Here is a 24,358-nt window from a genome sequence, read left to right as displayed (position 1 = left end):
GTGCGCGTGCCCACGGCCCAGCGCCGGCTCGCCGACCGGGTGACGATCGTGCGTGCCTGCACGCTGACCCGCACCGACGCCGGCGGTTCGACGGTCGCGGTGGTGGACCGGCGCGCCGACTGGTTCGCGCTGCTTGCCGACGAGTTCGGGTTGACGTTCGAGGGTGCCGCACCGGCGGCGCTCGACCGCCTGTGGGACACCGTGCGCGCCGCCCACGAGGCCCACACCACCGCCCGCCAGCCCTGATACCCGGCTCCCCGTCGCTGGGGCGAGTGGGTGGCGTACGGTCGGTGTGCGTGACGCCCGACGAGTTCCGCACGCACGGCTACCAGCTCATCGACTGGATCACCGACTACCTGGAGCACGTCGAGACCCAGCGGGTGTCGGCGGACGTGCAGCCCGGCGACGTGCGCGCCCTGCTCCCCGAGCACCCGCCGCGCGAGACCGAGCCGTTCGACGCGGTGCTCGCCGACCTCGACCGCATCGTCGTGCCCGGCCTCACGCACTGGCAGCACCCGAGCTTCTTCGCCTACTACCCGGCCAACGCGAGCGGGCCGGCGATCCTCGGTGACCTGCTGTCGAGCGGGCTCGGCGTGCAGGGAATGCTGTGGGCGACCAGCCCGGCCTGCACGGAGCTGGAGACCGTCGTCGTCGACTGGTTCGCCGAGCTGCTCGGGTTGCCGGCGCACTTCCGGACGGACGGCGCCGGCGGCGGTGTGATCCAGGACTCGGCGTCGTCCGCGAGCCTGCTCGCCATCCTCGCGGCACTGCACCGCAGCAGCGACGGCGCGATAACCGAGCGCGGCCTGACCGGCCGGCACATCCTGTACGTGTCCACGGAGACGCACTCCTCCCTCGCGAAGGGCGCCCGGATCGCCGGGATCGGCGCCGAGAACGTCCGCGCGGTCGGCGTCGACCCGAAGACGCTGGCTATGGACCCCGCCGAGCTGGACAGTGCCATCGCCGAGGACGTCGCGGCCGGCGCGGTGCCGGTGCTCGTCTGCGCGACGGTCGGCACGACGTCGACCGCGGCCGTCGACCCCGTCCGCGCGATCGGCGAGGTGTGCCGTCGGCACGGGGTGTGGTTGCACGTCGACGCCGCGTACGCGGGTGTCGCGGCGGTGTGCCCGGAGCTGCGGTGGCTGAACGACGGCGTCGCGGAGTACGCCGACTCCTACGCCACCAACCCGCACAAGTGGCTGCTGACCAACTTCGACTGCACGGTCATGTGGGTGGCCGACCGGAACCCGCTGGTCGGCGCGCTGGCCGTGCACCCGGAGTACCTCCGCAACGCGGCGACGTCCTCCGGCTCGGTCGTCGACTACCGGGACTGGCAGGTCTCGCTCGGCCGGCGGTTCCGCGCGCTGAAGCTGTGGGCGGTGCTGCGCTGGTACGGTGCCGTTGGTCTGCGTTCGCACATCCACGCGGGCCTGGCCCAGGCGGCGGAGCTGGCGTCCTGGGTGGCGGCGGACCCGGACTTCGAGCTGCACGAGCCGCGGACGCTGGGCCTGGTGTGCTTCCGCCCACGCTGGCCGTCACTGCCGCCGGCGGAGGCCGACGCCGCGACGCTGCGGCTGATGGAGTCACTCAACGCGAGCGGTGACCTGTACCTGACACACACGAAGGTCGGTGGCCGGGTGGTGCTACGGATGGCGCTGGGTGGCACGAGGACGGAGGCGCGGCACGTGCGTGCCGCCTGGGACACGATAAGGAGTGGTATGACGAGCGCGTTATGATCTTGCGTTCGACACATTTGCTTGACAATTTACGAATTGCATTATCGTATTCGCTTTTGGGTCGGAGTGTTGACACATCGCCTACGATCGTGCAGGCCGGGGTCAGCGATATCACTTCGTGATGTCACGTGAGTGAGCGGGGACACAAGGTGGGTAGATCGGATCGAGTGACCGCGGAGGACGTGCGGTCAGTCATCTTCGACCAGTCGAGGAGGTTGTCGCGCGGTTATGCCGAGGAGCAGGTAGACGCATTCCTGGACCTCATCGCGGACACGATCGACGCGATGACCGCCGAACTCGCCGAAAAGCAGGCCGACACCGCCAGAATAATAAGCGAAGCCAACCGGAACGCCGAGGCGATCATCCGGCGGGCCCAGGTCACCGCCGAACAGATCGAGAACGAGGCCCGCGCCCGAGCGGCCCACATCGTCGCCGACGCCTCCCGCCGCGCCGCCGCCCCCATGCCCGGCCCGCCCGGCCCTCCCGGCCTCCCGCCCGTGAACGAGGAGTTCGCCGCCGCAGCCGTCGCCGTCGGCACCCGCATCGGCGGCATCCGCGACGCCCTGAGCGCCGAGCTGGCCAACCTGTACCGCCTGATCGGCCGCGTCCAGAACGGCCGATAGCCCCGCGTGTCCAACCGGCATGACCCGCGTGTCCAACCGGCATGACTCGCGTGTCCAACCAACCGGACGCGTGTGTTGAACAAATCCGCTGACCGGCGGTCAGCGGGTTTGTCGAACTCTCGCGTCTGGACTGTTGGACACGCGGGTCTGGACTGTTGGACACGCGGGTCCGGAGCGTTGGACACGCGGGTTCAGTGGTCGTAGTGGGAGAGCCATCTCGTCAGGAGGGTCTCCAGTTGGGTTGCCTCTTCGGGGGTCAGTTCGGCCAGTAGGCGGTGCTCGTTGGCCATGTGTTCGGTGAACGCGCGGTCGATCAGCTCCCGGCCCGCCGTGGTCAGCGCCACCACGCGGCCCCGGCCGTCGGTCCCGCTGCGGCGGCGGGTCACCAGGCCGTCGCGCTCCAGGCGGTCCAGGCGTTTGGTCATGGCGCCCGTCGTCACCATCGTGAACTGGGCCAGTTCGCCGGGCGCTCGCTCGAACGGGGGCCCCGCCCGCCGTAGCGCCGCCAGCACGTCGAACTCGCCCTCGGCCAGGCCGAACCGGCGGTACACCACGCACAACTGCTCGGTCAGGTGACCCGCCAGCCGGTGCAGCCGCCCGATCACCCCCTGCGGGCGAACGTCGAGGTCCGGCCGCTCGCGTGCCCACTCCGCCTGGATCCGCGTCACATGGTCGTTCACGAACACGCACTATCCCTTCCCGGGAAGCTAAAATAGCTTCCATGGAAGCTACATGGCTTGCCGTCACCGCGATCGCGCCCGTGGCGTGGGGCTCGAACTACTACGTCACGCGCGAGTTCCTCCCCGCCGGGCACCCGTTCTACGGCGCCCTGCTCCGCGCGCTCCCGGCGGGGCTCCTGCTGCTCGCCGTGCGGCGGCTGCCGAAGAACGAGTGGTGGTGGCGGTCGGGGGTGCTCGGCACGCTCAACGTCGGCGCCTTCTTCGTCCTGATCTACGTCGCCGCGCAGCAGCTGCCGACCAGCGTCGCGTCGACGGTCATGGCCGCCTCGCCCGTGGTGATGATGCTGTTGAGCGGGCTGGTGCTCGCCGACCCGCCGAAGGCCCGCCAACTCACCGGCGCCGCGCTCGGGATCCTGGGTGTCGCGCTCATGCTGCTCACGGGACTCACCGCCGTCAGCGCCATCGGGGTGTTCGCGTCCGCCGGTGCCATGGCGATGTCCTCACTGGGCTACGTCCTGGCCAAGAAGTGGAACGACGGCCCGGACGTCCTCTCGCTCACCGCCTGGCAGCTGGTCGCCGGGGCGCTCGTCCTGCTGCCCGTCGCCGCCGTCGCCGAGCGGCCGCCGAGTCTGGACGGCAGGGCCGTGCTCGGCTTCGCCTACGTCACCGTCGTCGCGACCGCGCTCGCGTTCGTCGCCTGGTTCGCCGGGTTGCGGCACCTCGACGCCGGCACGGTCGGGCTCGTCGGGCTGCTCAACCCGGTCACCGGCGTGCTGCTGGGCACCGCCGTCGCCGCGGAGGCGCTGAGCGGCAGGCAACTCGCCGGACTCGTCCTCGTCCTCGCCGGCATCGTCGTCCCACATGTTGGACGGCGACACGCGCGAACGTACGCTCGGAGGCGTGCCGAAACCATTGCGGAGGCTGGGCTTTCTCACCATCGGGCTGTTCGATGAGGACGCCCCGGCCCGTGGCCACGAGTCCACGCTGGAGGTCATCGCGCTGGGGGAGCGGCTGGGCTTCGACAGCGCGTGGGTGCGCCACCGGCACCTGCAGTTCGGCATCTCGTCGCCGGTCGCGGTGCTCGCCGCGGCCACCCAGCGCACGAGCCGCATCCACCTCGGCACCGCGGTCACCCCGCTCGGCTGGGAGAACCCGCTGCGCCTGGCCGAGGACCTCGCCACCGTCGACATCCTCTCCGGCGGCCGGCTGAACCCGGGCGTGAGCGTCGGCCCGCCCATGCGGTACGACGAGGTCAAGCACGCCCTCTACCCGGACACCGCCGACGTCGAGGACTTCACCTACGAGCGCGTCTCCAGGCTGCTCCGCCTCGTCCGCGGCGAGCCGGCGACCGGGTTCAGCGGCAACCAGGGCTTCGAGGTGTTCTCCGACCGCGTGCAGCCGCACTCGCCCGGCCTCGGTAGCCGCATGTGGTACGGCGGCGCCAGCCTGCGCTCGGCGGAGTGGGCCGGCGAGCAGGGCATGAACTTCCTGACCAGCAGCGTCGTCAAGACGGACGGCGAGTCGGCGGACTTCGCGGCGATCCAGCTGTCGCACGTCCGGGCCTTCCGCGAGCGGCACCCGGAGGGCCGCGTGTCGCAGGGCCTGGTGGTCATCCCGACCGACCGCGCGACCGCCGACCAACGCGCCAGATACGCCGACTACGCGGCGAAACGCCTGCCCCGCACCCGGGAGCCGCAGGGCCCGGCTCGCATGCTGTTCTCCCCGGACTACGTCGGCACGTCCGACGAACTTGCCGAGCGCCTGCACGCCCACGCCGCCTTCGCCGAGATCGACGAGGTCGCGTTCGCCCTCCCGTTCACCTTCGAGCACGAGGACTACGTCCAGATCCTGACCGACATGGCGGAGAGGCTGGGCCCGGCGCTGGGCTGGCAGCCCAACATGCCCTGACGGATCCGCCCGGTGTGAGAACGGCGGACGGCGCACCCGCCGGCGGCGGTCTGGCGAGCGCTGACCGACCCGGCCGCACTGGCGCAGTGGCTGATGCCGGTGCGCGACTTCGAGCCGGTCGTGGGCCGGCGGTTCACCGTGCAGGCGAAGCCGACGCCAGGCTGGGACGGCGTCGTGCACTGCGGGTGCCGACCACCTTGCGCCAGCCGCTCCGGTGCATGAACGCCAGTACCGCGCCGCCGAGGCCCGACTTTCTAGTCCCGCATCAACGCGGTGGTCACGGCGGTCGCCAGCACCGCGGCGGCGGCCAGCCAGAACGCGTGGGCGAGTGAGTGCCCGCGCAGGAAGACCGTGCCGAGCACGGCGATGCCCAGCGTGGCGCCGAGTTGCTGCACGGCGTTCAACAGTCCCGCGGCCGAACCCGTCTCATGTGGACGGACGCGGGACAGCGCGGTCGCGAAGAACGGCACCGTGAACAGCCCCAGCCCCAGCCCGCCGATCCCGAGCGCCACCGGCAACGCGCCCGCGATGGCGACCAGGATCCCGGCGAGCAGCAGCGCGAGTCCCGCGAAGGCGATCCGCGAACCGTACCGCGGCACGAGCCACTGGCCCGTGACCCACGACGACATCGCCAGCCCACCCGACCACGGCAGCAGTGCCAGCCCCGACGCGAGCACGCCGCGGCCCTCGTCGAGTTGCAGGTGCAGCACCACCACGAGCATCAGGCCGTTCATCACCGCGAAGAACAGTGTCGACGTGGCGAGTGCCGCCGGGAAGCCGCGGTTGGCGAACAGGCTCGGCTCGACCAGCGGGTGCCGCCGGACGCGTTGGTGTAGGGCGAACACCACCAGCACGGCGGCACCCGCGGCGAACAGGCTCCACTGCCATCGCGTGATCAGCGGGTACACCACGAGCCCGGCACCGGCCGACACGAGCAGGGTGCCCTGGACGTCCAGGCGAACCGGGTGCGCGGCCCGGTCCTCCGGCAGCGACCGGCCACCCACCAGCACCGCGACCGAGATCGGCACGTTGACCAGAAAGGCCGCGCGCCACGACACCAGGTCGGTCAGCGCGGCACCGAGCAGCGGCCCGCTCACGGCCGACAACCCCACCACCGGACCGTTCCAGCCCAGTGCCGCGCCCAGTGCCGGGCCGGTGAACATGGCCTTGATCAACCCGAACGTCTGCGGGATCACGAGTGCCGCCGCAGCGCCCTGGACCGCCCGCGCGGTGATCAGCACGGCGGTGTCCGGCGCCAGCGCGCAGCACAGCGAGGCGAGCGCGAAACCGGCCACGCCGGCCAGGAAGACGCGCCGTCGGCCGAGCTTGTCGCCGAGGCGGCCGCCGGTGATCAGCAGCACGGCGAACGGGAGGGTGTACGCGGCGCCGAACCACTGGATGTCGGACGCGGCGCCGCCGAGCGAGGAGTGGATCGCCGGCGCGGCGACCTGCGTGATCGTCCCGTCCAGCACGTTCATGGCCTCGGCCGCGAGCAACGTGGCGAGCGCGGCCGTCCTGGTCCCTTGCATGACCACGAGCCTCGGACGAGCATGGCAGTAGTTCCATCCACGCACGGAGAACAGGCGAAATCTTCCATGCTCGACGACATCGACCGCGGTTTGATCCACGCGCTGCACCTCGACGCCCGCGCGCCGTTCGGCCGGCTCGGCGCGGTGCTCGGCGTGTCCACGCAGACCGTCGCCCGCCGCTACCAGCGGCTGCGGGCCGAGGCGGGGTTGCGGGTAGTCGGCATGCCGGACCCGGACCGGGCCGGGCTGAAGCAGTGGATCGTGCGGCTCACCGCACAGCCGGCCACCGCGCGGACGCTCGCGCGCTCACTGGCCCGCCGGCCGGAGACGTCGTGGGTGAAGTTGACCTCGGGCGGCACGGAGATCGTCACGATCGTGCACACGCCGGTGGACGAGCCGAGCGCGATGCTCCTGCACGACATCCCGCGCACCGCCAGCGTCACGGCGGTGTCGGCGCACTTCCTGCTGCACACCTACCTCGGCGGCCCGACCGCCTGGCGCGGCCGCGTGACCGCGCTGTCCGAGGAGCAGCAACGGTCCCTGCGACCGCCCGCGCCCGTCGTCGCGGACGTCCCGCTGACGCCGGCGGACCGCGCCCTGGTCGACGCGCTCCGGCACGACGGCCGGCTGAGCAACGCCGACCTCGCGGCCGCGACCGGCCTGTCCGCGGCGACCGCGGCCCGCCGGCTGGCCGACCTGCGCGCGCGGGGCGCGATCTTCTTCGACATCGAGGTGCGCGCCGCGCTGTACGGGGTGACCACGCAGGCGTTCCTGTGGATGGCCGTCGCGCCGGCCGACCTCGACGCGGTGGCGACGACCCTGGCCACGCACGACGAGTTGGCGGTCGTCGCCGCCACGACCGGGCCGACGAACCTGATCGCACACGCGCTGTGCCCCGGCCCGGCCGCGCTGCACCGGTACCTCACGCACCGACTGGGGGCACTGCCGGCCATCCACACCCTGCACACCGCGCCGGTGCTGGAGACGCTGAAGGCGATCGGTCCGCTCAGGACGTGAAGGAGTACGGCCCGAACCGGCCCCACATGACGAACGCGGCCATGACCAGCAGGACGACGGCGGGCGCCATGGTCGAGGCCTCCGAGCGCCGGAGGTGCACGACCACCGCGCCGATCATCACGAGCACGAGCCCGAGCGCGGCGAGCGGCACGAACACGGGCGCGATGTGCAGCAGCGCCGGCAGGACCAACCCGATCGCGGCCAGGACCTCCAGCACGCCGACGAGCTTGACCATGCCGTCCGAGAAGTCCTCGACCCAGGTCATGCCGGCGCTCTGGAGCCGCTCCCGTGGCCGGACGACCTTCAGCACACCCGCGGCGAGAACCGCGGCGGCGAGCAGCCCGGTGACGACCCAGAGCACGACGTTCACTGCGACCTCCTGGCGATGTCGATGTCCGATCAGAACATAGCGGCAGGTGGGGTCTCGTCGGGCGGGATGCCGGCTCAGGTCAGTTTGTTGTCGGGCGCGGGCGCGTCGCGTTCGTGGAGGACGCGTTGCAGGAGGCCGGTGCGCAGCAGGCTGTAGGGCTCGAGCGCGGCGACCGCCTCGGAGATCTGGCTGACCGCGCGTTGGAGTGCGCGTTGCGCCTCGTCGCGTTCGCTGGTGGCGGCGGCGAGGAGCAGTGCGGTCAGCGTGGCGGCGGCGTTGAACGCCTGCAGGGTGATCATCGTGGGCAGCAGGTCCATTCCCGCGAAGGGTCCCTGTTTGGCGGCGGCCGCGAGCACGGCGGCGATGGACACGATCAGGTTGCCCGGCGCCGCGCCGGCCTGCCGGAACCGCAGCGCGGCCCAGATCAGCATGGGGAAGATCAGGAACAGCAGGCGTGCCGGGGCCTGCATGACCACGATCGTGACGAGCGTGAGCCCGCCGAAGAGGACCGCCGCCTCGAACCAGCGGGTGAGCGGGATCCGCCGGTCGACCCGCGCGGTCGCGACGACGAGCAGCACGGGGGCGACGACGAGCACGCCCATCGCGTCGCCGGTCCACCAGACCGACCAGGTGACCCAGAAGTCCTGGGTTCCGGCGACCGCGAGGGCGCCGGCACCGACGCTCGCGCTGACCAGCATGCCGGCGAAGGCCCCGAGGAAGATCAGTGCGAGGACGTCCCTCAGGCGCCTGAGTTCGGTCTGGAAGCCGGCGCGGGTGAGCAGGAGGTGAGCGAGGACCGGGGCAAGGGTGTTCCCCGTCGAGATGGCGATGACGACCGGGAGGGTGGGCCCGATGGCGGCGTTGACGACGAACGCGGCCAGCGCGATCCCCGGCCAGCAGCGGCGGCCGAACAGGAGCAGGCCGGCGAGAGCCGTGCCGGTGGCCGGCCACAGTGGAGTGACTTGCCCACCGACAACGGCGAAGCTCAGTCCAATCTTGGCGGCGATGTAGTAGGCGCCCGCCACGGCGAGGATCCGCACGCCGTCGTCGAGGAACCGGCGAGGCAGCCGGGACTGGGCCACCGGGCAAGTCTGGGCGGCCCCCGGCCCAGGGGCAAGCCACGGATCGGGTGAGCGGGTGCCGATGCGGGCGGAGTGCGTAGCCGGCCGGTTGTCGGTGGCCGGGGGTAGGTTCCCGCCCGTGGACATCATTCTCGTTCCCGGACTGTGGTTGGACGGCTCGTCGTGGGAGAAGGTCGTGCCCGCGCTCGAGGCGGCCGGCCACCGCACGCACCCGCTGACCCTGCCGGGCCTGGCACCCGGTGAGGACCCGTCGACGGTCACCCTCGCCGACCACGTGGCCGCCGTCGTCGCGGCGATCGACGCCTGCGCCGGCGAGGTCGCCCTGGTCGGGCACTCCGCCGGCTGCGGCATCTGCCACGCCGCCGTCGACGCCCGGCCGGACCGGGTGGCACGCGCGATCCACGTCGGCGGCTTCCCCACCGGCGACGGCGGCCGCCTGGCGGACGAGTTCCCCGCCGAGAACGGCGCCGTGCCGCTGCCGGACTGGTCCGTCTTCTCGGCGGAGGACCTCGCCGACCTGGACCGGGACGCGTTCCGCGCCCGCGCGCTCGCCTCGCCGGCGCAGGTGATCCGCGGCCCGCAGCGGCTGACCGACGAGCGGCGCTACGAGGTGCCCGTCACCGCAGTCGGCACCGAGTACACCACCGCCACGCTCCGCGAGTGGATCGCGGCGGGCATGGCACCGGTGCGCGAGTTCACCAGAATCCGCGACGTCGAGTACGTCGACCTGCCCAGCGGGCACTGGCCGCAGTTCACCCGCCCGGAGGACCTCGCCAAGGTCATCATCGCGGCGGTCGACCGGACGGGAGGGTGATCGAGAGGCCGGCGTCCCGTTCGGTCGCGTGGCCCATTTCGCCGAGGTTGTCTTCGGGGTGGTGGGTTGGGCGGGAGGGTGACTGAGGAGGCTGGCGTCTCGTTTGGTCGCGTGGCCCATTTCGCCGAGGTTGTCTTCGGGGTAGTGGGCGGGTGATGGAGGGGCATTCTCCGTTCGTGTCCGGCCGTGTTGTCCACCTCGCCGAGGTTGTCTTCGCGATGAGGGGCTGGGCGGGCGGGTGGTTGAGAGGTTGGCCTCTCGTTCGTTTGCGTGGCCCATCTCGTTGAGGTCGTCTTCGCGGTGGTGGATCGGATGGGCGGGTGATGGAGAGGCATTCTCCGTTCGTGTCCGGTCGTGTTGTCCACCTCGCCGAGGTCGTCTTCGCAGTGGGAGCCGGGCGGGAGGGTGATCGAGGAGGCTGGCGTCCCGTTCGGTCGTGTAGCCCACCTCGTCGACGTCGTCTTCGCGGTGGGGGTTGTGCGGGAGGGTGATCGAGAGGCCGCCTTCCGGTCGCGTCCGGTCGCGTGGCCCCACCTCGCCGACGTCAGCTTGGCGGCGGTGGAGCGAACCGGACGGTGATCGAGAGGCCGCCGTCGGGGCGTGCGTGCGCGTCCACGACGGCGTCGTGGGCCTCGGCGATGGCGCGGACGATCGACAGGCCGAGACCCAGCCCTTCACCCGTCCGCGCGGGTCCGAGTCGTTGGAACGGCTGGAAAAGCCGCTCGACCTCGGCCGGCGGGACGACCGGACCGGTGTTCGTCACCGTCAGTACGCCGGCGGCACACGACACGTCCACCCATCCCCGCGGGACGTTGTGCCGCAGCGCGTTGTCCACCAGGTTCACCACCAGCCGCTCCGTCAGCGCGCGGTGTCCGCGCACCGGGCTCGCCTCGATCCGGGTGCGGACCGGCAGGTCCGACGGCCGGGCGTCGACGACCTCGCGGACCACCTCGCCGAGGTCGAAGGGTTGGCGGACGTCGATGCCGGCGTGGCTGCGGGTGAGCGTGAGCATGGCCTCGATCAGCCGTTCCTGCTGCTCACCCGCCGCGAGAACCCGCTCGTGCGCGGTCCGCAGCGCGGTCACGTCCGCGTCCGGGTCCTCGAGCACGACCTGGCCGATGGCGCGCTGACGGGCCAGCGGCGTGCGCAGTTCGTGCGACGCGTTGGCCACGAACTGGCGCTGCGCCTGGAACGACGTCTCCAACCGGGCCAACAGGGCGTCGAAGGTGTCGCCCAGCTCCTTCAGCTCGTCGCGCGGGCCGGGCAGCGCCAGGCGGCGGTGCAGGTTGGTCGCGGAGATCTCCCTGGCCGTCGAGGTGACGGTGCGCAGCCGGCGCAGGATGCGGCCGGCCATCCACCGGCCGAGCACGAACGCCAGCACCGCCATGACCGCGAGCGCGATGGCGGACTGGACGAGCAGCTCGTTCAGCACGTCCGCCCGCTGGTCGGCCAGCGCCTTCTGCGCCTGGTCCACGACCTTGCCGACCGTCCCGTCGGGTAGGCCGGCGGGTGGCGGCACGTCGGCGGGTGGCGGCCTCGGTATTCGGGGCGACGGGGCGAACGCCGGCTCCCCCGCCGTCACGCGGTGGCGGGTCAGGACGTACGTGAGCACCAGCACCGCGGTGCCGCAGAGCAGGAACAGGCCGCCGTAGAGGAGGGTGAGCCGCAGCTTCACGGTTCGGCGCGGCATCAGATCCGGTATCCGCTCTTCGCGACGGTCTCGATGACCGACGGGTCGCCGAGCTTGGCCCGCAGCCGGCTGACCGTGATCTTCACGGCGTTGGTGAACGGGTCGGTCGCCTCGTCCCACACGCGTTCCAGCAGCTCCTCCGCCGACACCACCCGCCCGTGCGCGGCCAGCAGCAGCTCGAGCACGCCGAACTCCTTGGGCGCCAGCTCCAGCACCCGGTCCCCGCGCGTCGCCCGGCGGCGCGCGGTGTCCACCACCAGGTCACCGTGCCGCAGGACCGGTGGCACGGCCGGGTGCGCGCGCCGCGCCAGCGCCCCGATCCGCGCCACCAGCGCGCGGAAGTCGAACGGCTTGGGCAGGTAGTCGTCCGCGCCGAGGCCGAGGCCGTCGACGAGGTCCTCGGTGGTCGCGGCCGCCGTCAGCATCAGGATCCGGCTGCGGCTGCCGCCCGCGATCAGCTCCGCGCAGACGTCGTCGCCGTGCATGAGCGGCAGGTCGCGGTCCAGCACGACCACGTCGTAGTCGTTGCACTGCGCGCGTTCCAGGCCGCCGGCGCCGTCGAGCGCCACGTCGACGGCCATCCCCGCGCGCCGCAGCCCGGCCGCGACCGTGTCCGCCAGTTCCTCGTCGTCCTCGACCACCAGCACTCGCACGGCCGCCAGTATCGCGGCCGGTCGGTTTCGCCTCGGTTTCGCCGTGGTCGCCTTCGGTGCGATACCCCACCGAAACCGCGGTCCCCGTAGAACTCGCCTCGCCAGTCATCGGCGAAACAAGGGGATTGCTCATGAAACACAGATTGTGGTCGCTGGGTGTCGCGGCGCTGGCCGTGACGGCCACGCTCATCGGCGTCGGGGTCAACGCCTCGGCGGCCGGGACGGAGGGGAAGCCGACGGCGCGGCCGCCGGCCTGCGCCCAGCCCGATCCGGACGGGGAACCGCCCGCGCCGGCACCGACCTCGCTCACCACGGTCGGGCAGGCGTACTACTGCATCTTCGACAACTACTTCAGCGGCCCCGTGCTCGACAGCCGCACGCTCCTGGTGCCCGCGTTCGCCGCGGTCACCCAGGAGATGCAGCGCCGTGGCGTCGACCAGGCCGACGCCACGCTGCCGGCGCTCACCGGCCGCCGCGACGCCGACTGGACCGCGTTCAGCAAGGTGTACAAGCGGGTCGCCGACGCCCTGCCGGACGACGCCACCCGCGAGGCCGTCGCCGGAGCCGCGATCAAGGCGATGGTGACGGCGCTCGGCGACAACCACGCCCGCTGGGAGAACGAGTCCCACCCGAACCTGTACGGGTTGGGCCTGTCCGCGATCGTCGGTCCCGGTGACGTCGACCCGGTGGCCACGGAACCGGCCTACCTCAACCAGATCGCGCCGGGTGGGCCCGCCGAGCAGGCCGGGCTCGAGCTGGGTGACGAGGTGCTCGCGATCGACGGGGTGCCGCTGTTCACCGGCGGCGTTTTCACCGTCGGCGTGGTGAACGCGCTCCTGGACAAGGCGGCCGGCGCGACCGTCGAGTTCACCGTGCACCGGCCCTCGACCGGCCAGACATTCACCGCGAACCTCATCACCGCCCCGGTGCGTGGGCAGCGGCCGGCCGTGACGTCGGAGCTGGTGGACGGGAACATCGCCTACGTCACCCTGCCGGGCTTCGACGTGGGGCTGGCCGACCAGGTGCTCGCGGCGATCGCGTCCCTGCGGCAGCGGACAGCGCTCCGTGGCGTCATCCTCGACCTGCGGGGCAACGGCGGCGGCGACCCGAAGGCGGTCGCCAGGCTGCTCGGCGCGCTCGCCCACGGCAAGATCACCAGCTACGAGTGCGACGTCAGGGACAGGTGCACGCCCAACCGCACCGACGACTCGGTGGAGCTGCTGAACCTGCCGTTCGTCGAGCTGACCGACCGCCGCTGCGCGTCCGCGTGTGACTCGTTCTCCAGTACCGTCAAGGACCTGAAGCTCGGCAGGCTCGTCGGCACCCGCACGGCCGGTGCCGTGGCCGGCCCCGCCGCGGGCTACCTGCTGAACGACGGGAGCGGGCTCCTGCTGCCGAAGTACCACGAGATCGCCGCGAACAAGGAGTTCATCAACAGGGTGGGCGTCGCACCGGACTACTACGCGCCACTGACCGCCGCCGACCTGTCCGCGGGCCGCGACCCGGGCCTGGCCAAGGCGGTTTCCCTGCTCTGACCCGCGTGTCCAACGCCAAGAACCCGCGTGTCCAACCGAACGGACGGTCGAGTTCAACGAATCCGGTCGCCGAACAGTGGCCGGATTCGTTGAACTCACCGCACCCGAGCGTTGGACACGCGGGTTGTGGGGTCAGGGCAGTGTGCTCGGTGGGGCCAGCAGGGCCATCGTGGCCTGGACGGCCACCTCGGTGATGTCGCTCGCCCGGCCGCCCTCCTCGACCGTGGTGGCGATCAGTTCCCGCAGACCGCCGAGCAGGAGGGTCGCCAGCTGTCGGGACACGCCGTCCGGGCGGATCGCCCGCCACTCGTCGGTGTCGGACAGGGTCTGGACCATCCGGACGAACGCCGCCATCATCTCGCGCTGCAGCTCGCGGCCCGAGATGCCGAGCGCGGGGACGTCCCGGATCCAGCTCACCACGACGCCCGGCTCGGACTCCGCGCACGCGATCCACGCCTCGACCGCCTGGCGCACCTGCGTCCGCCAGGGCGCGCGGGGGTCGACCGCCGCGCTGATCTCGCGGATCATCTCGGTGTTCGCGTCGGTCAGCAGCGCGACGAAGCACTCCTCCTTGCTCGCGAAATGCTCGTAGAACGTCCGGCGGGACGTGCGGGCCCGGCGGACGATGTCGGCCACCGTCGTGCTCTGGTAGCCGGCCTCCACGATGGACTGGGCCAGCCCGTCGAGCAGCCGGCGCCGGAACGTCCGCTGCAGCTGGGGAGTGGTCACCGATCTCACGCTAATACACCTCACTTGTGCACGATGGTACATGCGCGTACCGTCCTGTTGGTACGGTGGCGTACCAGAGCTAGGGAGTTCATCGATGACCACGCTTCCGCCGGGCCCGACCACGCCGCACCTCGTGCAGGCGTTGATCGCGATCCTCACCCCGCACCGGGGCATGCGTCAGCTGCGCAGGCGCTACGGCGACGCGTTCATGGTCAAGTCGCCGGTCTTCGGTCGCGCGCTCGTGATCAGCGACCCGGCGGAGATCAAGCAGCTGTTCCAGACGGGCACCGACATCGCCGAGAACGTCCAGCCCAACCTCGGTCGCGTGCTCGGCCCCGGCTCGATGTTCGCCCTGACGGGGGACGACCACCGCGCCCAGCGCAAGCTGCTCGTCCCGCCGTTCCACGGCCGGCGGCTCGCGGCGATGGAGCGGATCGTCGAGGATGAGACCGTGCGGGAGATGGCGACCTGGCCGGAGGGACGGCCCTTCCCGGTACTGCCCTCGACCATGCGGATCACCCTCAACGCCATCCTCCGCGCGGTGTTCGGCGCGGAGGGCGCCGAGTTCGAGCGCCTGCGTGAGCTGCTGCCGCGGCTGGTCGCGCTCGGCTCGGGTCTCGTCCTGCTGCCCACGCCGAGGATGACGCTGCCGAACTGGACGCCGTGGGGCAGGTTCCGGGCCCTGCGCCGCGAGTACGACGTGGTCGTCAACCGGCTGATCGACAAGGTGGCCGCGGACCCCGACCTCGAGGAACGCAACGACGTGCTCGCGATGATGCTGCAGAGCAGCTACGACGACGGCTCACGCCTGACCCGCGGTGAGATCGCCGACCAGCTGCTCACCCTGCTGGCCGCCGGCCACGAGACCACCGCGACGACGCTCGCCTGGGCGGTGGAGCGGCTGCGGCGGCACCCGGCGGTCCTGCGTGCGCTGGCCGAGGAGGTCGACGCGGGCGGCAGGGAGCTGCGCGACGCGACGATCATCGAGCTCCAGCGCATCCGCCCGGTCATCGACGCCGTGGGCCGCAACGTCAGGACCGACGGCTTCCGGCTCGGCCGGTGGACGCTACCGAAGGGGATGAACGTGCTGGTCAGCATCGACCTCATCCACGACGACCCGGCCGTGTTCCCCAACCCGCGCACCTTCGACCCGTCCCGGTTCACGGGCAAGCGGCCGGACCTGTACCAGTGGATCCCGTTCGGCGGCGGCACCCGGCGCTGCATCGGCGCCGCGTTCGCCACCATGGAGATGAACGTCGTGCTGCGCACCATGTTGCGGGACTTCACGCTGGCGCCGACCGGCGAGCCGGACGAGCGCTGGCACTCCCGCGGGGTGGCCAACGCCCCGGCCAAGGGCGGTATCGCGGTCGTCCACCGCCGTCGGGGCGGCGCGGTGTCCTCCTCGGTGACCGCATCGACGGGAGCCGAGGCATGACCGAACGGCTCGTCGAGGTCGGGCGCGGGATCTCGCTCGCCTACGAGGAGTTCGGCACGGGTGACCCGCTCGTCCTGGTCGCCGGCCTCGGCCAGCAGCTGCACAGCTGGCCGACGGCGTTCTGCGAGCGGCTGGCCGAACGCGGCTACCGGGTGATCCGGTTCGACAACCGCGACGAGGGCCGGTCGACCCACATGCGGTACCGGCCGCCGGGCATCGGCGCGATCATGCGCCGGCGCTGGCCGCCGGAGCAGTACGACCTCGGCGACATGGCGGCCGACACGGTCGGGCTGTTCGACGCGCTCGGCCTCGCGGACGCGCACATCGTCGGCGTGTCGATGGGCGGCATGATCGCGCAGACGGTCGCGGCACTGCATCCCGACCGCGTCCGCACGCTCACGTCGATCATGTCGAACACGGGCGCACGCCGCGCCGGCCGGCCGGCGCTGTCGACGTGGTTGCTCATGGCGGGCAGGCCGGGCCGGACCCGCGAGGAGGTGCAGGACCGAGCCGTGCGGGTCTTCCGGCACATCGGCTCGCACGGGTTCCCCTTCGAGGAGGCCGAGGTCCGCGCGCTGGCCGGCCTCGACTGGGACCGCGACCCGTCCCCGGCCGGGACGGCCCGCCAGCTGGCCGCGATCTTCCGCTCCGGTGACCGGACGCGCCAGCTCGCGTCGGTCACCGCGCCGACACTGGTGATCCACGGTGACCGCGACCGGATGGTCCACCCGACGGGCGGTGCCGCGACGGTGAAGGCGATCAGGGGAGCCCGCCTGGAGACCATCCCGGGCATGGGCCACGATCTCCCGAAGGGCGCGTGGCCGCGCCTGCTGGACCTGATCGACAGCCACGCGAGGCAGAGGAGCGCAGATGCCAGGAACTAGTATCGCCGGCCGGCCCGTGATGATCACCGGGGCCGCCTCCGGCATCGGCCGGGCCCTGGCGCAGCGACTGTCCCGCCTGGGCTCCCCGGTGGCCATCGCCGACATCGACGAGTCGGGCCTGAAGGAGACGGCCTCGTCGTTGCGCGGCACCGTGTTGACCCGCGTGCTGGACGTCCGCGACGCGGACGACGTGCACCGCTTCGCCGGCGAGGTGCGGAACTGGCTGCCGGCCCCGCTCGCGGCCGTCTTCAACAACGCGGGTGTGGCGGTCACCTCGTCGGTCCTGGACGCGGTCCCCGAGGACGACCAGTGGTTGTGGGACATCAACTTCCACGGCGTGGTCAACGGGACCAGGGCGTTCCTGCCCATCCTGGTGGCGCAGGACGCCGGCGCGATCGTCAACACGTCCAGTGTGTACGGCCTGGCCGGCGTGCCCTACCAGAGTGCCTACTGCGCCGCGAAGTTCGCGGTCCGCGGCTTCACCGACGCCCTGCGGCAGGAGCTGCGCGGCACGGGAGTGCGCGCGGTGACGGTGCACCCGGGCGGCATCACGACGAACATCGCCCGCAACGCCCGCATCCGCAAGGACCCGGAAGGCCTGGGCCGCACCAGGGAACAGATGGCAGCCCAGTTCGAGGCGATCACGATGACGACCCCCGCCAAGGCGGCGGCGATTATCTACAGAGGACTGGAGCGCGGCCGCGCACGCATCCTGGTCGGGCCGGACGCCTACCTGTTCGACGCGCTGGCGCGGATCGCGCCGACGCACTACTACGACTTGATCGCCCGGGTGATGAGCACCGTGCGGGCCAGGCGGAAGGAGACGGTGTGACCGACGTCGACGTGCTGATCGTGGGCGCCGGCCTGTCGGGCATCGGCGCCGCGCACCACCTGCGCACGGCGTTCCCGGGGCGGACGTACACGATCCTGGAGGCCCGCGAGGCGATCGGCGGCACGTGGGACCTGTTCCGGTACCCGGGCGTGCGGTCGGACTCGGACATGCACACCCTGGGCTACCGCTTCCGCCCGTGGACCCACGCCAAGGCCATCGCGGACGGCCCGTCGATCCTGTCCTACGTCCGCGACACGGCGGCGGAAGCCGGCATCGACCGGCACATCCGCTTCGGCCACAAGGTGATCCGCGCCGCCTGGTCCACGGCGGACTCGTGCTGGACGGTGACGGCCGTCCACGACGGCGAGCCGGTGACGATCACCGCGTCCCTGCTCTACGTGTGCAGCGGCTACTACCACTACGACGCGGGCCACACGCCGACCTTCCCGGGCGTGGACCGGTTCGAGGGCACGGTGGTGCATCCCCAGCACTGGCCGGAGGACCTGGACCACACGGGCAAGAAGGTCGTCGTGATCGGCAGTGGCGCCACGGCGGTGACGCTGGTCCCGGCCATGGCCGAGAAGGCGGCGCACGTGACGATGCTGCAGCGCTCCCCGACGTACATCATGGCCCTGCCGGCCGAGGACAAGATCGCGAACACGCTGCGCCGCCTGCTCGGCCCACAGCGCGCCTACTTCCTGACGCGGTGGAAGAACGTCCTGATGGGCACGTTCTTCTACCAGCTGAGCCGGCGCCGCCCGCATGTCGCGAAGTCGATGATCCGCAAGGCGACCATGAAGCTGCTGCCGCCGGACTTCGACGTGGACACCCACTTCAGGCCGCGGTACCAGCCGTGGGACCAGCGGCTGTGCCTGGTCCCGGACGGCGACCTGTTCAGGGCCATCCGCGGCGGCAGGGCGGACGTGGTGACCGACCGCGTCGCGGAGTTCACCCCGAAGGGCCTGAAGCTGGAGTCGGGCGCCGAGCTCGCGGCCGACGTCGTGGTGACCGCGACGGGCCTGCGGCTGCTGGCGTTGGGCGGGATCGAGCTGTCCGTGGACGATCGCGCGGTGGAGTTGTCGAAAACCATGGCGTACAAGGGGATGATGCTGAGCGGGGTCCCGAACTTCGTGTTCACCATCGGTTACACGAACGCCTCGTGGACGCTGAAGGCGGACCTGGTGGCCGAGTACACCATCCGCCTGCTCAAGCACATGGACGCGCACGGCTACCACCAGTTCGTCCCGGTGAACGACGACCCGACGGTGACGGAACGGCCGTTGCTGGACTTCCAGGCGGGATACGTGCTGCGGGCCATCGACGAGTTCCCGAGGGCGGGTTCGCGCCGGCCGTGGCAGCTGGGCATGAGCTATGCCCACGACGTGGTTTCCCTGCGGCACGGGCAGATCGAGGACGGCGTCATGAAGTTCGGGCGGCAGCCCGCGCCGGTCGACGCCTGATGGGGGAGGAGGCCGCCGGCCGCCCGGCGAGGTCGTCGCCGAGCGGCCGGCGGGCCCGTCAACGCCTGCGCGCCACGCCCGCGTAGAGCCCGTCCCGCTCCGGGTCCTCGATCTCGCCGGGCGTCTCCGGCCGCCACTGGGACGTGGTGACCAGCCCGGGCTCGACCAGTTCGAAGTCCCCGAACAGGCTCAGCACCTCCGAGCGCGTCCGCGCCCGGACGTTGTTCTGCGACTTCTTCATCGCATCGGTCAGCTCGTCGGCGTTCACGACGGAGAAGTCGCTCGTCAGGTGGGTCATGGCCAGGTAGCTGCCCGACGGGAGGGCGTCGCGGTACGCGGCGAAGACCTGCTCGGGATCCTGGTCGTCGAGGATGTAGTGCCCGATGGTGATCGCGAGGAGCCCGATCGGCTGGTCGAAGTCCAGCACCCGCCGCGTCTCCTGGTCCGAGAGGATCAACCCGGGCTTCGTGATGTCCCCCTGCACGATCACCACGTTCGACTTGCCCTCGAGCAGGAGCTGCCCGTGCGCCACCGCCACGTGCTCGTTGTCGACGTAGACCACGCGCGCGGACGGGTCCACCCGGTGCGCGATCTCGTGCACGTTGCCCACGGTCGGAATACCGGAGCCGAGATCCAGGAACTGCCGGATTCCCTGGTCGAGCATGAACAGCATGGCGCGCCGCATGAATGCCCTGTTCATGATCGCGAAGCGCTTGATCTCCGGCTGGATGGCCAGGATCGTGTTCTCCAGGAACTCCCGGTCCACCGCGAAGTTGTGGCTGCCTCCCAGAAGGTAGTCATACATCCGAGCCGCGCTCGGTTTGTCGATGTTGACCGAGGTTGGCACCCAGTTCGTCTGCTGTGACACCCGATTCACTCCTGTTCGTGGGCTGCGGGTCCCCGCCCAAGGGCGGTCCGACATTACCGGCAGTTCTGTCGGCGCGAAAATCCGCGTGGTAGGAAGGGCCGCGTGACCACCGGTGATCTTTTCGTCGACCTCGACGGTTTCGTGGCGCTCCCGCGCGCTGCCGGGTTGTGGCTGTCGCCGGACGGGCAGCGGCTCGTCGTCGGCGTGTCCACACTCGATGCCAGGAAGACCAGGTTCGTGCCGTCGCTGTGGGAGGTCGACCCGGCCGGGGAGACACCCGCGCGCCGGCTGACGCGCAGCGAGGAGGGGGAGTCCGCGGCGATCTTCACCCCGGAGGGTGACCTGCTGTTCGTCTCCGCCCGGCCGGGGCCCGACAAGGCAGACGACACGGCCACGGCGCTCTGGCGGCTGCCGCGAACCGGCGAGGCCGAGCTGCTCGCCGCCCCACCCGGCGGGGTGCGGAACGTGGTGGTCGCCCGCGAGTCCGGCACGGTCGTGCTCGGCGCGCCGGTGCTGCCCTCGGCGGACAGCCTCACGCGGGACGAGGAACTGCGGAAACAACGCGGTGACGGCGCGGTCAAGGCGATCCTGCACGAGGACTACCCCGTCCGGTACTGGGACCACGACCTCGGCCCGGCCCGGACCCGCCTCCTCGCCGGCACGCCGGGGGAGGAGCTGCGGGACGTCACCGGGCACGTCGGCCGCGCCCTCCACGACGACGCCAGCTGGGACGTCACCGCAGACGGCCGCACGATCGTCACCACCTGGGCGGTCGCGGAACCGGGCGCGTCGCAACGCACCACCCTGGTCGCGATCGACGTCGCGACCGGCGAGCGGCGCGTCCTCGCCGACGACACCGGCCACGAGTACGACGAGCCCCGAGTCTCGCCCGACGGCAGCCGGATCGCGGTCGTCGTCCGGGAACGGTTCACGCCGGAGCGGATCGGCGACACCTGGCTCGCGGTGCTCCCGCTGGCCGGTGGACAGCCGCGGGTGCTGGCCACCGGTGACCGGTGGCCGCGTGCCGCCCAGTGGACCCCGGACGGCACGGCCCTGGTCTTCGTCGCCGACGACCAGGGCCACGCGCCGCTATGGCGGGTGTCGCTCGACTCGGGCGAGGTCACGCGGCTGACCGGGTCCGGCGCGTTCAGCGACCCGCGGATCGCGCCGGACGGGACGATCTACGCACTGCGTTCCAGCGTCGAGGCGCCGCCGGCGCCGTACCGCGTGACACCGGACGGCCAGGTGGCGGCGCTGCCGGGACCCGTGCCGGCGGTGGCGGTGCCGGGCCGGCTCGACGAGGTCACCGCCCGCTCGGCGGACGGTGCTCCGCTGCGGGCGTGGCTGGCGCTGCCGGACACCGACGGCCCGGCGCCGCTTCTGCTGTGGATCCACGGCGGCCCGCTCGGCTCGTGGAACGCCTGGCACTGGCGGTGGAACCCGTGGGTGGCGGTCGCCCGCGGCTACGCCGTGCTCCTCCCCGATCCGGCGATCTCGACGGGCTACGGCCTGGACTTCATCCAGCGCGGCTGGGGCCAGTGGGGCGGCACCCCGTACACCGACCTGATGACGATCACCGACGCCGCCGTCGCACGCCCGGACATCGACGAGACCAGGACCGCGGCCATGGGTGGCTCCTACGGCGGCTACATGGCCAACTGGGTGGCCGGCCACACCGACCGCTTCCGGGCCATCGTCACGCACGCGTCCCTGTGGCAGCTGGACTCGATGGGCGCCACCACCGACGGCGCCTACGAGTGGGTCCGCGAGATGACCCCGGAGAAGGCGGCCGAACAGTCCCCCCACCGGTTCGCCGACCGGGTGAGCACCCCGATGCTGGTCATCCACGGCGACAAGGACTACCGCGTGCCCATCGGCCAGGCGCTGACCCTGTGGTGGGACCTGACCTCGAGGAACGCCACCGGGCACAAGTTCCTGTACTTCCCCGACGAGGGCCACTGGATCCTCCAGCCGGGCCACGTCAAGGTCTGGTACGAGACGGTCCTGGCCTTCCTCGACCACCACCTGAACGGCGCGGAGTGGGTCCCGCCGGAGGTCCTGGGCTAAGCCGGATCACTCGCGCGTCGTGCCGGCGGGCCACAGCACGGTCACCGGCAGGCCGCGGTGCCGGGCCGCGCTGACGACGTCCGCGGTGCCGCCGTAGCCACCTGCCGGCCTGCCGTCCCAGACCGCGATCAGCTCGTCGATCCTGGCGAGCATGTGCTCGCTCGCCGCCATGTACGCGGCTGGACCCGAGCGGGGGAAGGGCATCGTGTGGACCGTGGCCGCGCGGTCGAGCAGGGCGTCGAACTCGGCGGCGTCGTCCGGGGCCACCTCGTGCTCGCGGTAGTCGGCGGACGGCAGCACGACGTGCAGGGTGCCCCCGAGGTCCAGGACGGCGTGCGCGAACAGCTGGTCGGTTCCCCTGGCCAGGCACGTCACACCGGCGAGCTCGTCGCTCGGGTACTCGGCCAGCGCCGTGCGGACCGCGGCCGAGACCTGCGGGAACGAGGCCGGTGTGAGGTTCGTGTGTCCGGTGATGCCGATGCGGGGCACGGTCGTTTTCCTTTCGGCCGGGCCCGTTCCCGGCCGGCGCGTGTACGTTGTGTGCGGGTCTGGGCGTCTGGGTACCACGGGGTTCGCGCACCCCGTCCTGTTCTACCGCTCCGCCGCCGACTACCGGGCCAAGCTCGCCGTGTTCGTGCGAAATGGCCGCGAGCCTGCCGCTGATCGACGACCTCGCTGACCTCGTGCGCCCACGCCGGCGAGGGCACCCCGATCGGCGCGCTGCTCCGGATGTGACACTTCGTCCGCCTCCTACGCCTAACGGAGGGGCGGCGTCTAGCACATCGAGGTAAGCAGTGACAGCAGATCAGGCGGCGGCTGATCTGTCCGCCGCGGTGCGGGAAGCCCGCGGTGGCGACGAGGAGGCGTTCCGGCAGCTGTACCGGCAGGTGCAGCCCGGTCTGCTGCGGTACCTGCGCGGCCTGGTCGGCGACGACGCGGAGGACCTCGCCTCGGAGACGTGGCTGCAGATCGCCCGCGACATGCGCTCGTTCCGCGACGAGGGCGCCGGCTTCCGCGGGTGGGCGCTGACCATCGCCCGGCACCGCGCGCTCGACCACGTCCGCCGCAACCAGCGAAGACCCGTCACGGGCGTGCCCGTGGACGTCCTGGCCGACCTCCCGGACGACCAGGACACGGCCGAACAGGCGATCCGCCTCGCGACCACCAACGCCACCATCGCGTTCATCGCCACCCTGCCGAGGGACCAGGCCGAGGCCGTGCTCCTGCGGGTGGTGGTCGGCCTGGACGTCAAGGCCACCGCCAAGGTCATGGGCAAGCGCCCGGGCGCCGTGCGGACGGCCGCCTGGCGCGGGCTGCGAACACTGGCCGAACGGTTGACGAGCACAGGTGTGACACGAGCGGGGGCCGGTACGCCTAGGGAAGTGAGATGAGCATCTACGAGCCGCTAGAGGCGGCGTTGCGTGCGGCGACCGCGCCCGGCCACCCGGAGGAGCTGGCCGGCGAGGATGCCGCCGTGGCCGCGTTCCGGGCCGCCGCCCCGGCGCCGCGCCGGTCGCTGCTCGCTCGTGTGTTCACCGTCAGGGCCGTGGTCATCGGCGTCGCGGCCCTGTCGACCGCGATCGTGCTGGTCGTGGCCGGGTTGGTGCCGTTCCCGTCGGGGCCGTCGTCGGGGCCGGCCACCGTGCCGCCTGTTCAGACCTCGGTGCCCGAGCCAGCCTCGAATCCCGCCGTGCCGCCGCCGGATGGGTCGGTGGCCCGCGCCCCCGCCCCGCCTTCCCCGCTGCACCCGTCGTCGCCGCGGTCCTCGGGCGTGGGTGGTGGGCCCGGGCCGGATGAGTACCCCGATCGTGGCAAGGAGCGTGAGAGGGAAGTCGGGCCTCGCGGTCCGAAAGGTCGAAACCAGACTCCGGGCAGTCCCGCCCGAGGCGCCGGAACCGCCGTGCCCCCCAACGGCGCCAAACCGCCTTCACCGGGCGGCTGACCGGACGGAGTGGGTCCGGGCAGCGACTCCCCCAGGCACACGCCCGGACCCACTCCCACCTTTAGGCTTCTGGCCATGATTCTGCACATCACCACGCGGGCGGAGTACCGGGCGGGGGAGCCGTACCGGGCGCCTTCACTGGAGAGTGAGGGGTTCCTGCACTGTTCGGACTTCGGGACCGTGCATCTGCCGGCGAATCGGCTCTTCGCCGGGCGGACGGATCTGGTGCTGTTGGAGATCGATCCCGCGCGGGTCGGTGTGCCGGTGCGGTGGGAGCCTGGAGTGCCGCCGGATCCGCAGGGGGCTTGGTTTCCGCATGTTTATGGGGTGATTCCGCCGGCGGCCGTGGTGGCGGTTCACGATTTTCCGCCTGGTGATGGTGGGTTTGTTCTGCCGGAATCTCTCCGGGAGCGTTGACGGGTCGCTTTTGGTGGCCGCTGTTTGGTGTTCCGCTGTTCGGTGGGTTTGGTGGTGCGCGCCGCGTCCTGGGGTCCGCGGTCCTGG

At 71.8% G+C, this 24,358-nt stretch carries 24 protein-coding genes and 2 pseudogenes; 17 read left to right on the top strand and 9 right to left on the bottom strand.

Annotated features, from left to right (window positions below; genetic code table 11):
• The 3 genes and pseudogenes from ACJ73U_RS14790 to ACJ73U_RS14780 all read left to right on the top strand — a co-directional run.
• A pseudogene (locus ACJ73U_RS14790) lies at positions 1 to 246 on the top strand (arylamine N-acetyltransferase); the annotation flags it as partial.
• Positions 247 to 296: 50 nt separating this feature from the next.
• Entirely contained in the window at positions 297 to 1,736 is a 1,440-nt protein-coding gene (locus ACJ73U_RS14785; RefSeq protein WP_407778184.1) for an aminotransferase class V-fold PLP-dependent enzyme, read from the top strand.
• A gap of 167 nt (positions 1,737 to 1,903) precedes the next feature.
• On the top strand, positions 1,904 to 2,359 hold the full coding sequence (locus ACJ73U_RS14780; RefSeq protein WP_407778183.1) for a DivIVA domain-containing protein: 456 nt from the start codon (positions 1,904 to 1,906) through the stop codon (positions 2,357 to 2,359).
• A gap of 191 nt (positions 2,360 to 2,550) precedes the next feature.
• Here the strand turns inward: ACJ73U_RS14780 and ACJ73U_RS14775 are convergent, their stop codons facing one another.
• Positions 2,551 to 3,039: a MarR family winged helix-turn-helix transcriptional regulator gene (locus ACJ73U_RS14775; RefSeq protein ID WP_407778182.1), complete on the bottom strand. Its 489-nt coding sequence runs from the start codon at positions 3,037 to 3,039 to the stop codon at positions 2,551 to 2,553.
• Positions 3,040 to 3,080: 41 nt separating this feature from the next.
• Here ACJ73U_RS14775 and ACJ73U_RS14770 point away from each other — a divergent pair, with 41 nt between their 5' ends.
• The 3 genes and pseudogenes from ACJ73U_RS14770 to ACJ73U_RS14760 all read left to right on the top strand — a co-directional run.
• Positions 3,081 to 3,992, top strand: coding sequence for an EamA family transporter (locus tag ACJ73U_RS14770; RefSeq protein ID WP_407778181.1), 912 nt, complete (start codon positions 3,081 to 3,083; stop codon positions 3,990 to 3,992).
• On the top strand, positions 3,901 to 4,947 hold the full coding sequence (locus tag ACJ73U_RS14765; protein WP_407778180.1) for an LLM class flavin-dependent oxidoreductase: 1,047 nt from the start codon (positions 3,901 to 3,903) through the stop codon (positions 4,945 to 4,947). The genes ACJ73U_RS14770 and ACJ73U_RS14765 overlap by 92 nt, the downstream gene beginning before the upstream one ends.
• A gap of 45 nt (positions 4,948 to 4,992) precedes the next feature.
• Positions 4,993 to 5,169, top strand: a pseudogene (locus tag ACJ73U_RS14760) (SRPBCC domain-containing protein); the annotation flags it as partial.
• A 32-nt stretch (positions 5,170 to 5,201) separates the two neighbouring features.
• Here ACJ73U_RS14760 and ACJ73U_RS14755 read toward each other — a convergent pair.
• Positions 5,202 to 6,476: an MFS transporter gene (locus ACJ73U_RS14755; protein WP_407778179.1), complete on the bottom strand. Its 1,275-nt coding sequence runs from the start codon at positions 6,474 to 6,476 to the stop codon at positions 5,202 to 5,204.
• A gap of 66 nt (positions 6,477 to 6,542) precedes the next feature.
• On the opposite strand from ACJ73U_RS14755, the gene ACJ73U_RS14750 reads away from it, so the two are divergent.
• Complete coding sequence (locus tag ACJ73U_RS14750; protein WP_407778178.1) at positions 6,543 to 7,493, top strand: Lrp/AsnC family transcriptional regulator; 951 nt, start codon at positions 6,543 to 6,545, stop codon at positions 7,491 to 7,493.
• Here the strand turns inward: ACJ73U_RS14750 and ACJ73U_RS14745 are convergent.
• Entirely contained in the window at positions 7,483 to 7,863 is a 381-nt protein-coding gene (locus tag ACJ73U_RS14745) for a DoxX family protein (protein ID WP_407778177.1), read from the bottom strand. The genes ACJ73U_RS14750 and ACJ73U_RS14745 overlap by 11 nt on opposite strands.
• Before the next feature lie 74 nt (positions 7,864 to 7,937).
• Positions 7,938 to 8,945 (bottom strand): MASE1 domain-containing protein, encoded by a 1,008-nt coding sequence (locus tag ACJ73U_RS14740; RefSeq protein ID WP_407778176.1) that lies wholly within the window; start codon positions 8,943 to 8,945, stop codon positions 7,938 to 7,940.
• 118 nt (positions 8,946 to 9,063) lie between these two features.
• On the opposite strand from ACJ73U_RS14740, the gene ACJ73U_RS14735 reads away from it, so the two are divergent.
• Positions 9,064 to 9,759 (top strand): alpha/beta fold hydrolase, encoded by a 696-nt coding sequence (locus ACJ73U_RS14735; protein ID WP_407778175.1) that lies wholly within the window; start codon positions 9,064 to 9,066, stop codon positions 9,757 to 9,759.
• Between the two features lie 544 nt (positions 9,760 to 10,303).
• Here ACJ73U_RS14735 and ACJ73U_RS14730 read toward each other — a convergent pair.
• Entirely contained in the window at positions 10,304 to 11,449 is a 1,146-nt protein-coding gene (locus tag ACJ73U_RS14730; protein ID WP_407778174.1) for a sensor histidine kinase, read from the bottom strand.
• Positions 11,449 to 12,102, bottom strand: a complete 654-nt coding sequence (locus ACJ73U_RS14725; protein ID WP_407778173.1) for a response regulator transcription factor — start codon at positions 12,100 to 12,102, stop codon at positions 11,449 to 11,451. Before ACJ73U_RS14725 ends, ACJ73U_RS14730 begins: the two co-directional genes overlap by 1 nt.
• 131 nt (positions 12,103 to 12,233) lie before the next feature.
• Here ACJ73U_RS14725 and ACJ73U_RS14720 point away from each other — a divergent pair, with 131 nt between their 5' ends.
• Positions 12,234 to 13,637, top strand: coding sequence for a S41 family peptidase (locus ACJ73U_RS14720; RefSeq protein WP_407778172.1), 1,404 nt, complete (start codon positions 12,234 to 12,236; stop codon positions 13,635 to 13,637).
• A 132-nt stretch (positions 13,638 to 13,769) separates the two neighbouring features.
• Here the strand turns inward: ACJ73U_RS14720 and ACJ73U_RS14715 are convergent, their stop codons facing one another.
• A complete protein-coding gene (locus ACJ73U_RS14715; protein ID WP_407778171.1) occupies positions 13,770 to 14,366 on the bottom strand; it encodes a TetR/AcrR family transcriptional regulator in 597 nt (198 codons plus the stop codon).
• A 94-nt stretch (positions 14,367 to 14,460) separates the two neighbouring features.
• On the opposite strand from ACJ73U_RS14715, the gene ACJ73U_RS14710 reads away from it, so the two are divergent.
• Genes ACJ73U_RS14710 through ACJ73U_RS14695 form a run of 4 tightly spaced genes read left to right on the top strand, consistent with a single transcriptional unit; the run spans position 14,461 to position 18,977 of the window.
• Positions 14,461 to 15,801 (top strand): cytochrome P450, encoded by a 1,341-nt coding sequence (locus tag ACJ73U_RS14710; protein WP_407778170.1) that lies wholly within the window; start codon positions 14,461 to 14,463, stop codon positions 15,799 to 15,801.
• Positions 15,798 to 16,685, top strand: coding sequence for an alpha/beta fold hydrolase (locus ACJ73U_RS14705; RefSeq protein ID WP_407778169.1), 888 nt, complete (start codon positions 15,798 to 15,800; stop codon positions 16,683 to 16,685). Before ACJ73U_RS14710 ends, ACJ73U_RS14705 begins: the two co-directional genes overlap by 4 nt.
• Positions 16,672 to 17,517: an SDR family NAD(P)-dependent oxidoreductase gene (locus ACJ73U_RS14700; protein WP_407778168.1), complete on the top strand. Its 846-nt coding sequence runs from the start codon at positions 16,672 to 16,674 to the stop codon at positions 17,515 to 17,517. The genes ACJ73U_RS14705 and ACJ73U_RS14700 overlap by 14 nt, the downstream gene beginning before the upstream one ends.
• Positions 17,514 to 18,977: a flavin-containing monooxygenase gene (locus tag ACJ73U_RS14695; RefSeq protein WP_407778167.1), complete on the top strand. Its 1,464-nt coding sequence runs from the start codon at positions 17,514 to 17,516 to the stop codon at positions 18,975 to 18,977. The genes ACJ73U_RS14700 and ACJ73U_RS14695 overlap by 4 nt, the downstream gene beginning before the upstream one ends.
• Positions 18,978 to 19,035: 58 nt before the next feature.
• Here the strand turns inward: ACJ73U_RS14695 and ACJ73U_RS14690 are convergent, their stop codons facing one another.
• Entirely contained in the window at positions 19,036 to 19,899 is an 864-nt protein-coding gene (locus ACJ73U_RS14690; RefSeq protein ID WP_407778166.1) for an SAM-dependent methyltransferase, read from the bottom strand.
• A gap of 48 nt (positions 19,900 to 19,947) precedes the next feature.
• Between ACJ73U_RS14690 and ACJ73U_RS14685 the strand changes: the two genes are divergently transcribed.
• Positions 19,948 to 21,912: a S9 family peptidase gene (locus ACJ73U_RS14685; protein ID WP_407778165.1), complete on the top strand. Its 1,965-nt coding sequence runs from the start codon at positions 19,948 to 19,950 to the stop codon at positions 21,910 to 21,912.
• Between the two features lie 6 nt (positions 21,913 to 21,918).
• Here the strand turns inward: ACJ73U_RS14685 and ACJ73U_RS14680 are convergent, their stop codons facing one another.
• The gene (locus ACJ73U_RS14680) at positions 21,919 to 22,401 is read right to left on the bottom strand and encodes a hypothetical protein (RefSeq protein WP_407778164.1); all 483 of its coding nucleotides are present in this window, start codon (positions 22,399 to 22,401) and stop codon (positions 21,919 to 21,921) included.
• A gap of 305 nt (positions 22,402 to 22,706) precedes the next feature.
• On the opposite strand from ACJ73U_RS14680, the gene ACJ73U_RS14675 reads away from it, so the two are divergent.
• The 3 genes from ACJ73U_RS14675 to ACJ73U_RS14665 all read left to right on the top strand — a co-directional run bounded on the left by ACJ73U_RS14675 (position 22,707) and on the right by ACJ73U_RS14665 (position 24,271).
• On the top strand, positions 22,707 to 23,303 hold the full coding sequence (locus ACJ73U_RS14675) for an RNA polymerase sigma factor (protein ID WP_407778163.1): 597 nt from the start codon (positions 22,707 to 22,709) through the stop codon (positions 23,301 to 23,303).
• Positions 23,300 to 23,854: a hypothetical protein gene (locus tag ACJ73U_RS14670; RefSeq protein WP_407778162.1), complete on the top strand. Its 555-nt coding sequence runs from the start codon at positions 23,300 to 23,302 to the stop codon at positions 23,852 to 23,854. The genes ACJ73U_RS14675 and ACJ73U_RS14670 overlap by 4 nt, the downstream gene beginning before the upstream one ends.
• A gap of 75 nt (positions 23,855 to 23,929) precedes the next feature.
• Entirely contained in the window at positions 23,930 to 24,271 is a 342-nt protein-coding gene (locus ACJ73U_RS14665; RefSeq protein ID WP_407778161.1) for a DUF952 domain-containing protein, read from the top strand.
• The last annotated feature ends 87 nt before the right edge of the window (positions 24,272 to 24,358 follow it).

Source organism: Actinophytocola sp. (genome assembly GCF_045807065.1).
Lineage (GTDB): Bacteria > Actinomycetota > Actinomycetes > Mycobacteriales > Pseudonocardiaceae > Actinophytocola.
Note: the sequence above shows the minus strand (reverse complement) of the source record. Positions and strands in the feature narration are given on the sequence as shown.

Excerpts from the sequence above, each read along its gene's own strand:
- ACJ73U_RS14770 (WP_407778181.1), top strand. The coding sequence starts at position 3,081 with ATGGAAGCTACATGGCTTGCCGTCACCGCGATCGCGCCCGTGGCGTGG.
- ACJ73U_RS14765 (WP_407778180.1), top strand. The coding sequence starts at position 3,901 with ATGTTGGACGGCGACACGCGCGAACGTACGCTCGGAGGCGTGCCGAAA.
- ACJ73U_RS14755 (WP_407778179.1), bottom strand. The coding sequence starts at position 6,476 with ATGCAAGGGACCAGGACGGCCGCGCTCGCCACGTTGCTCGCGGCCGAG.
- ACJ73U_RS14750 (WP_407778178.1), top strand. The coding sequence starts at position 6,543 with ATGCTCGACGACATCGACCGCGGTTTGATCCACGCGCTGCACCTCGAC.
- ACJ73U_RS14730 (WP_407778174.1), bottom strand. The coding sequence starts at position 11,449 with ATGCCGCGCCGAACCGTGAAGCTGCGGCTCACCCTCCTCTACGGCGGC.
- ACJ73U_RS14720 (WP_407778172.1), top strand. The coding sequence starts at position 12,234 with ATGAAACACAGATTGTGGTCGCTGGGTGTCGCGGCGCTGGCCGTGACG.
- ACJ73U_RS14710 (WP_407778170.1), top strand. The coding sequence starts at position 14,461 with ATGACCACGCTTCCGCCGGGCCCGACCACGCCGCACCTCGTGCAGGCG.
- ACJ73U_RS14705 (WP_407778169.1), top strand. The coding sequence starts at position 15,798 with ATGACCGAACGGCTCGTCGAGGTCGGGCGCGGGATCTCGCTCGCCTAC.
- ACJ73U_RS14700 (WP_407778168.1), top strand. The coding sequence starts at position 16,672 with ATGCCAGGAACTAGTATCGCCGGCCGGCCCGTGATGATCACCGGGGCC.
- ACJ73U_RS14690 (WP_407778166.1), bottom strand. The coding sequence starts at position 19,899 with ATGTCGGACCGCCCTTGGGCGGGGACCCGCAGCCCACGAACAGGAGTG.
- ACJ73U_RS14670 (WP_407778162.1), top strand. The coding sequence starts at position 23,300 with ATGAGCATCTACGAGCCGCTAGAGGCGGCGTTGCGTGCGGCGACCGCG.
- ACJ73U_RS14665 (WP_407778161.1), top strand. The coding sequence starts at position 23,930 with ATGATTCTGCACATCACCACGCGGGCGGAGTACCGGGCGGGGGAGCCG.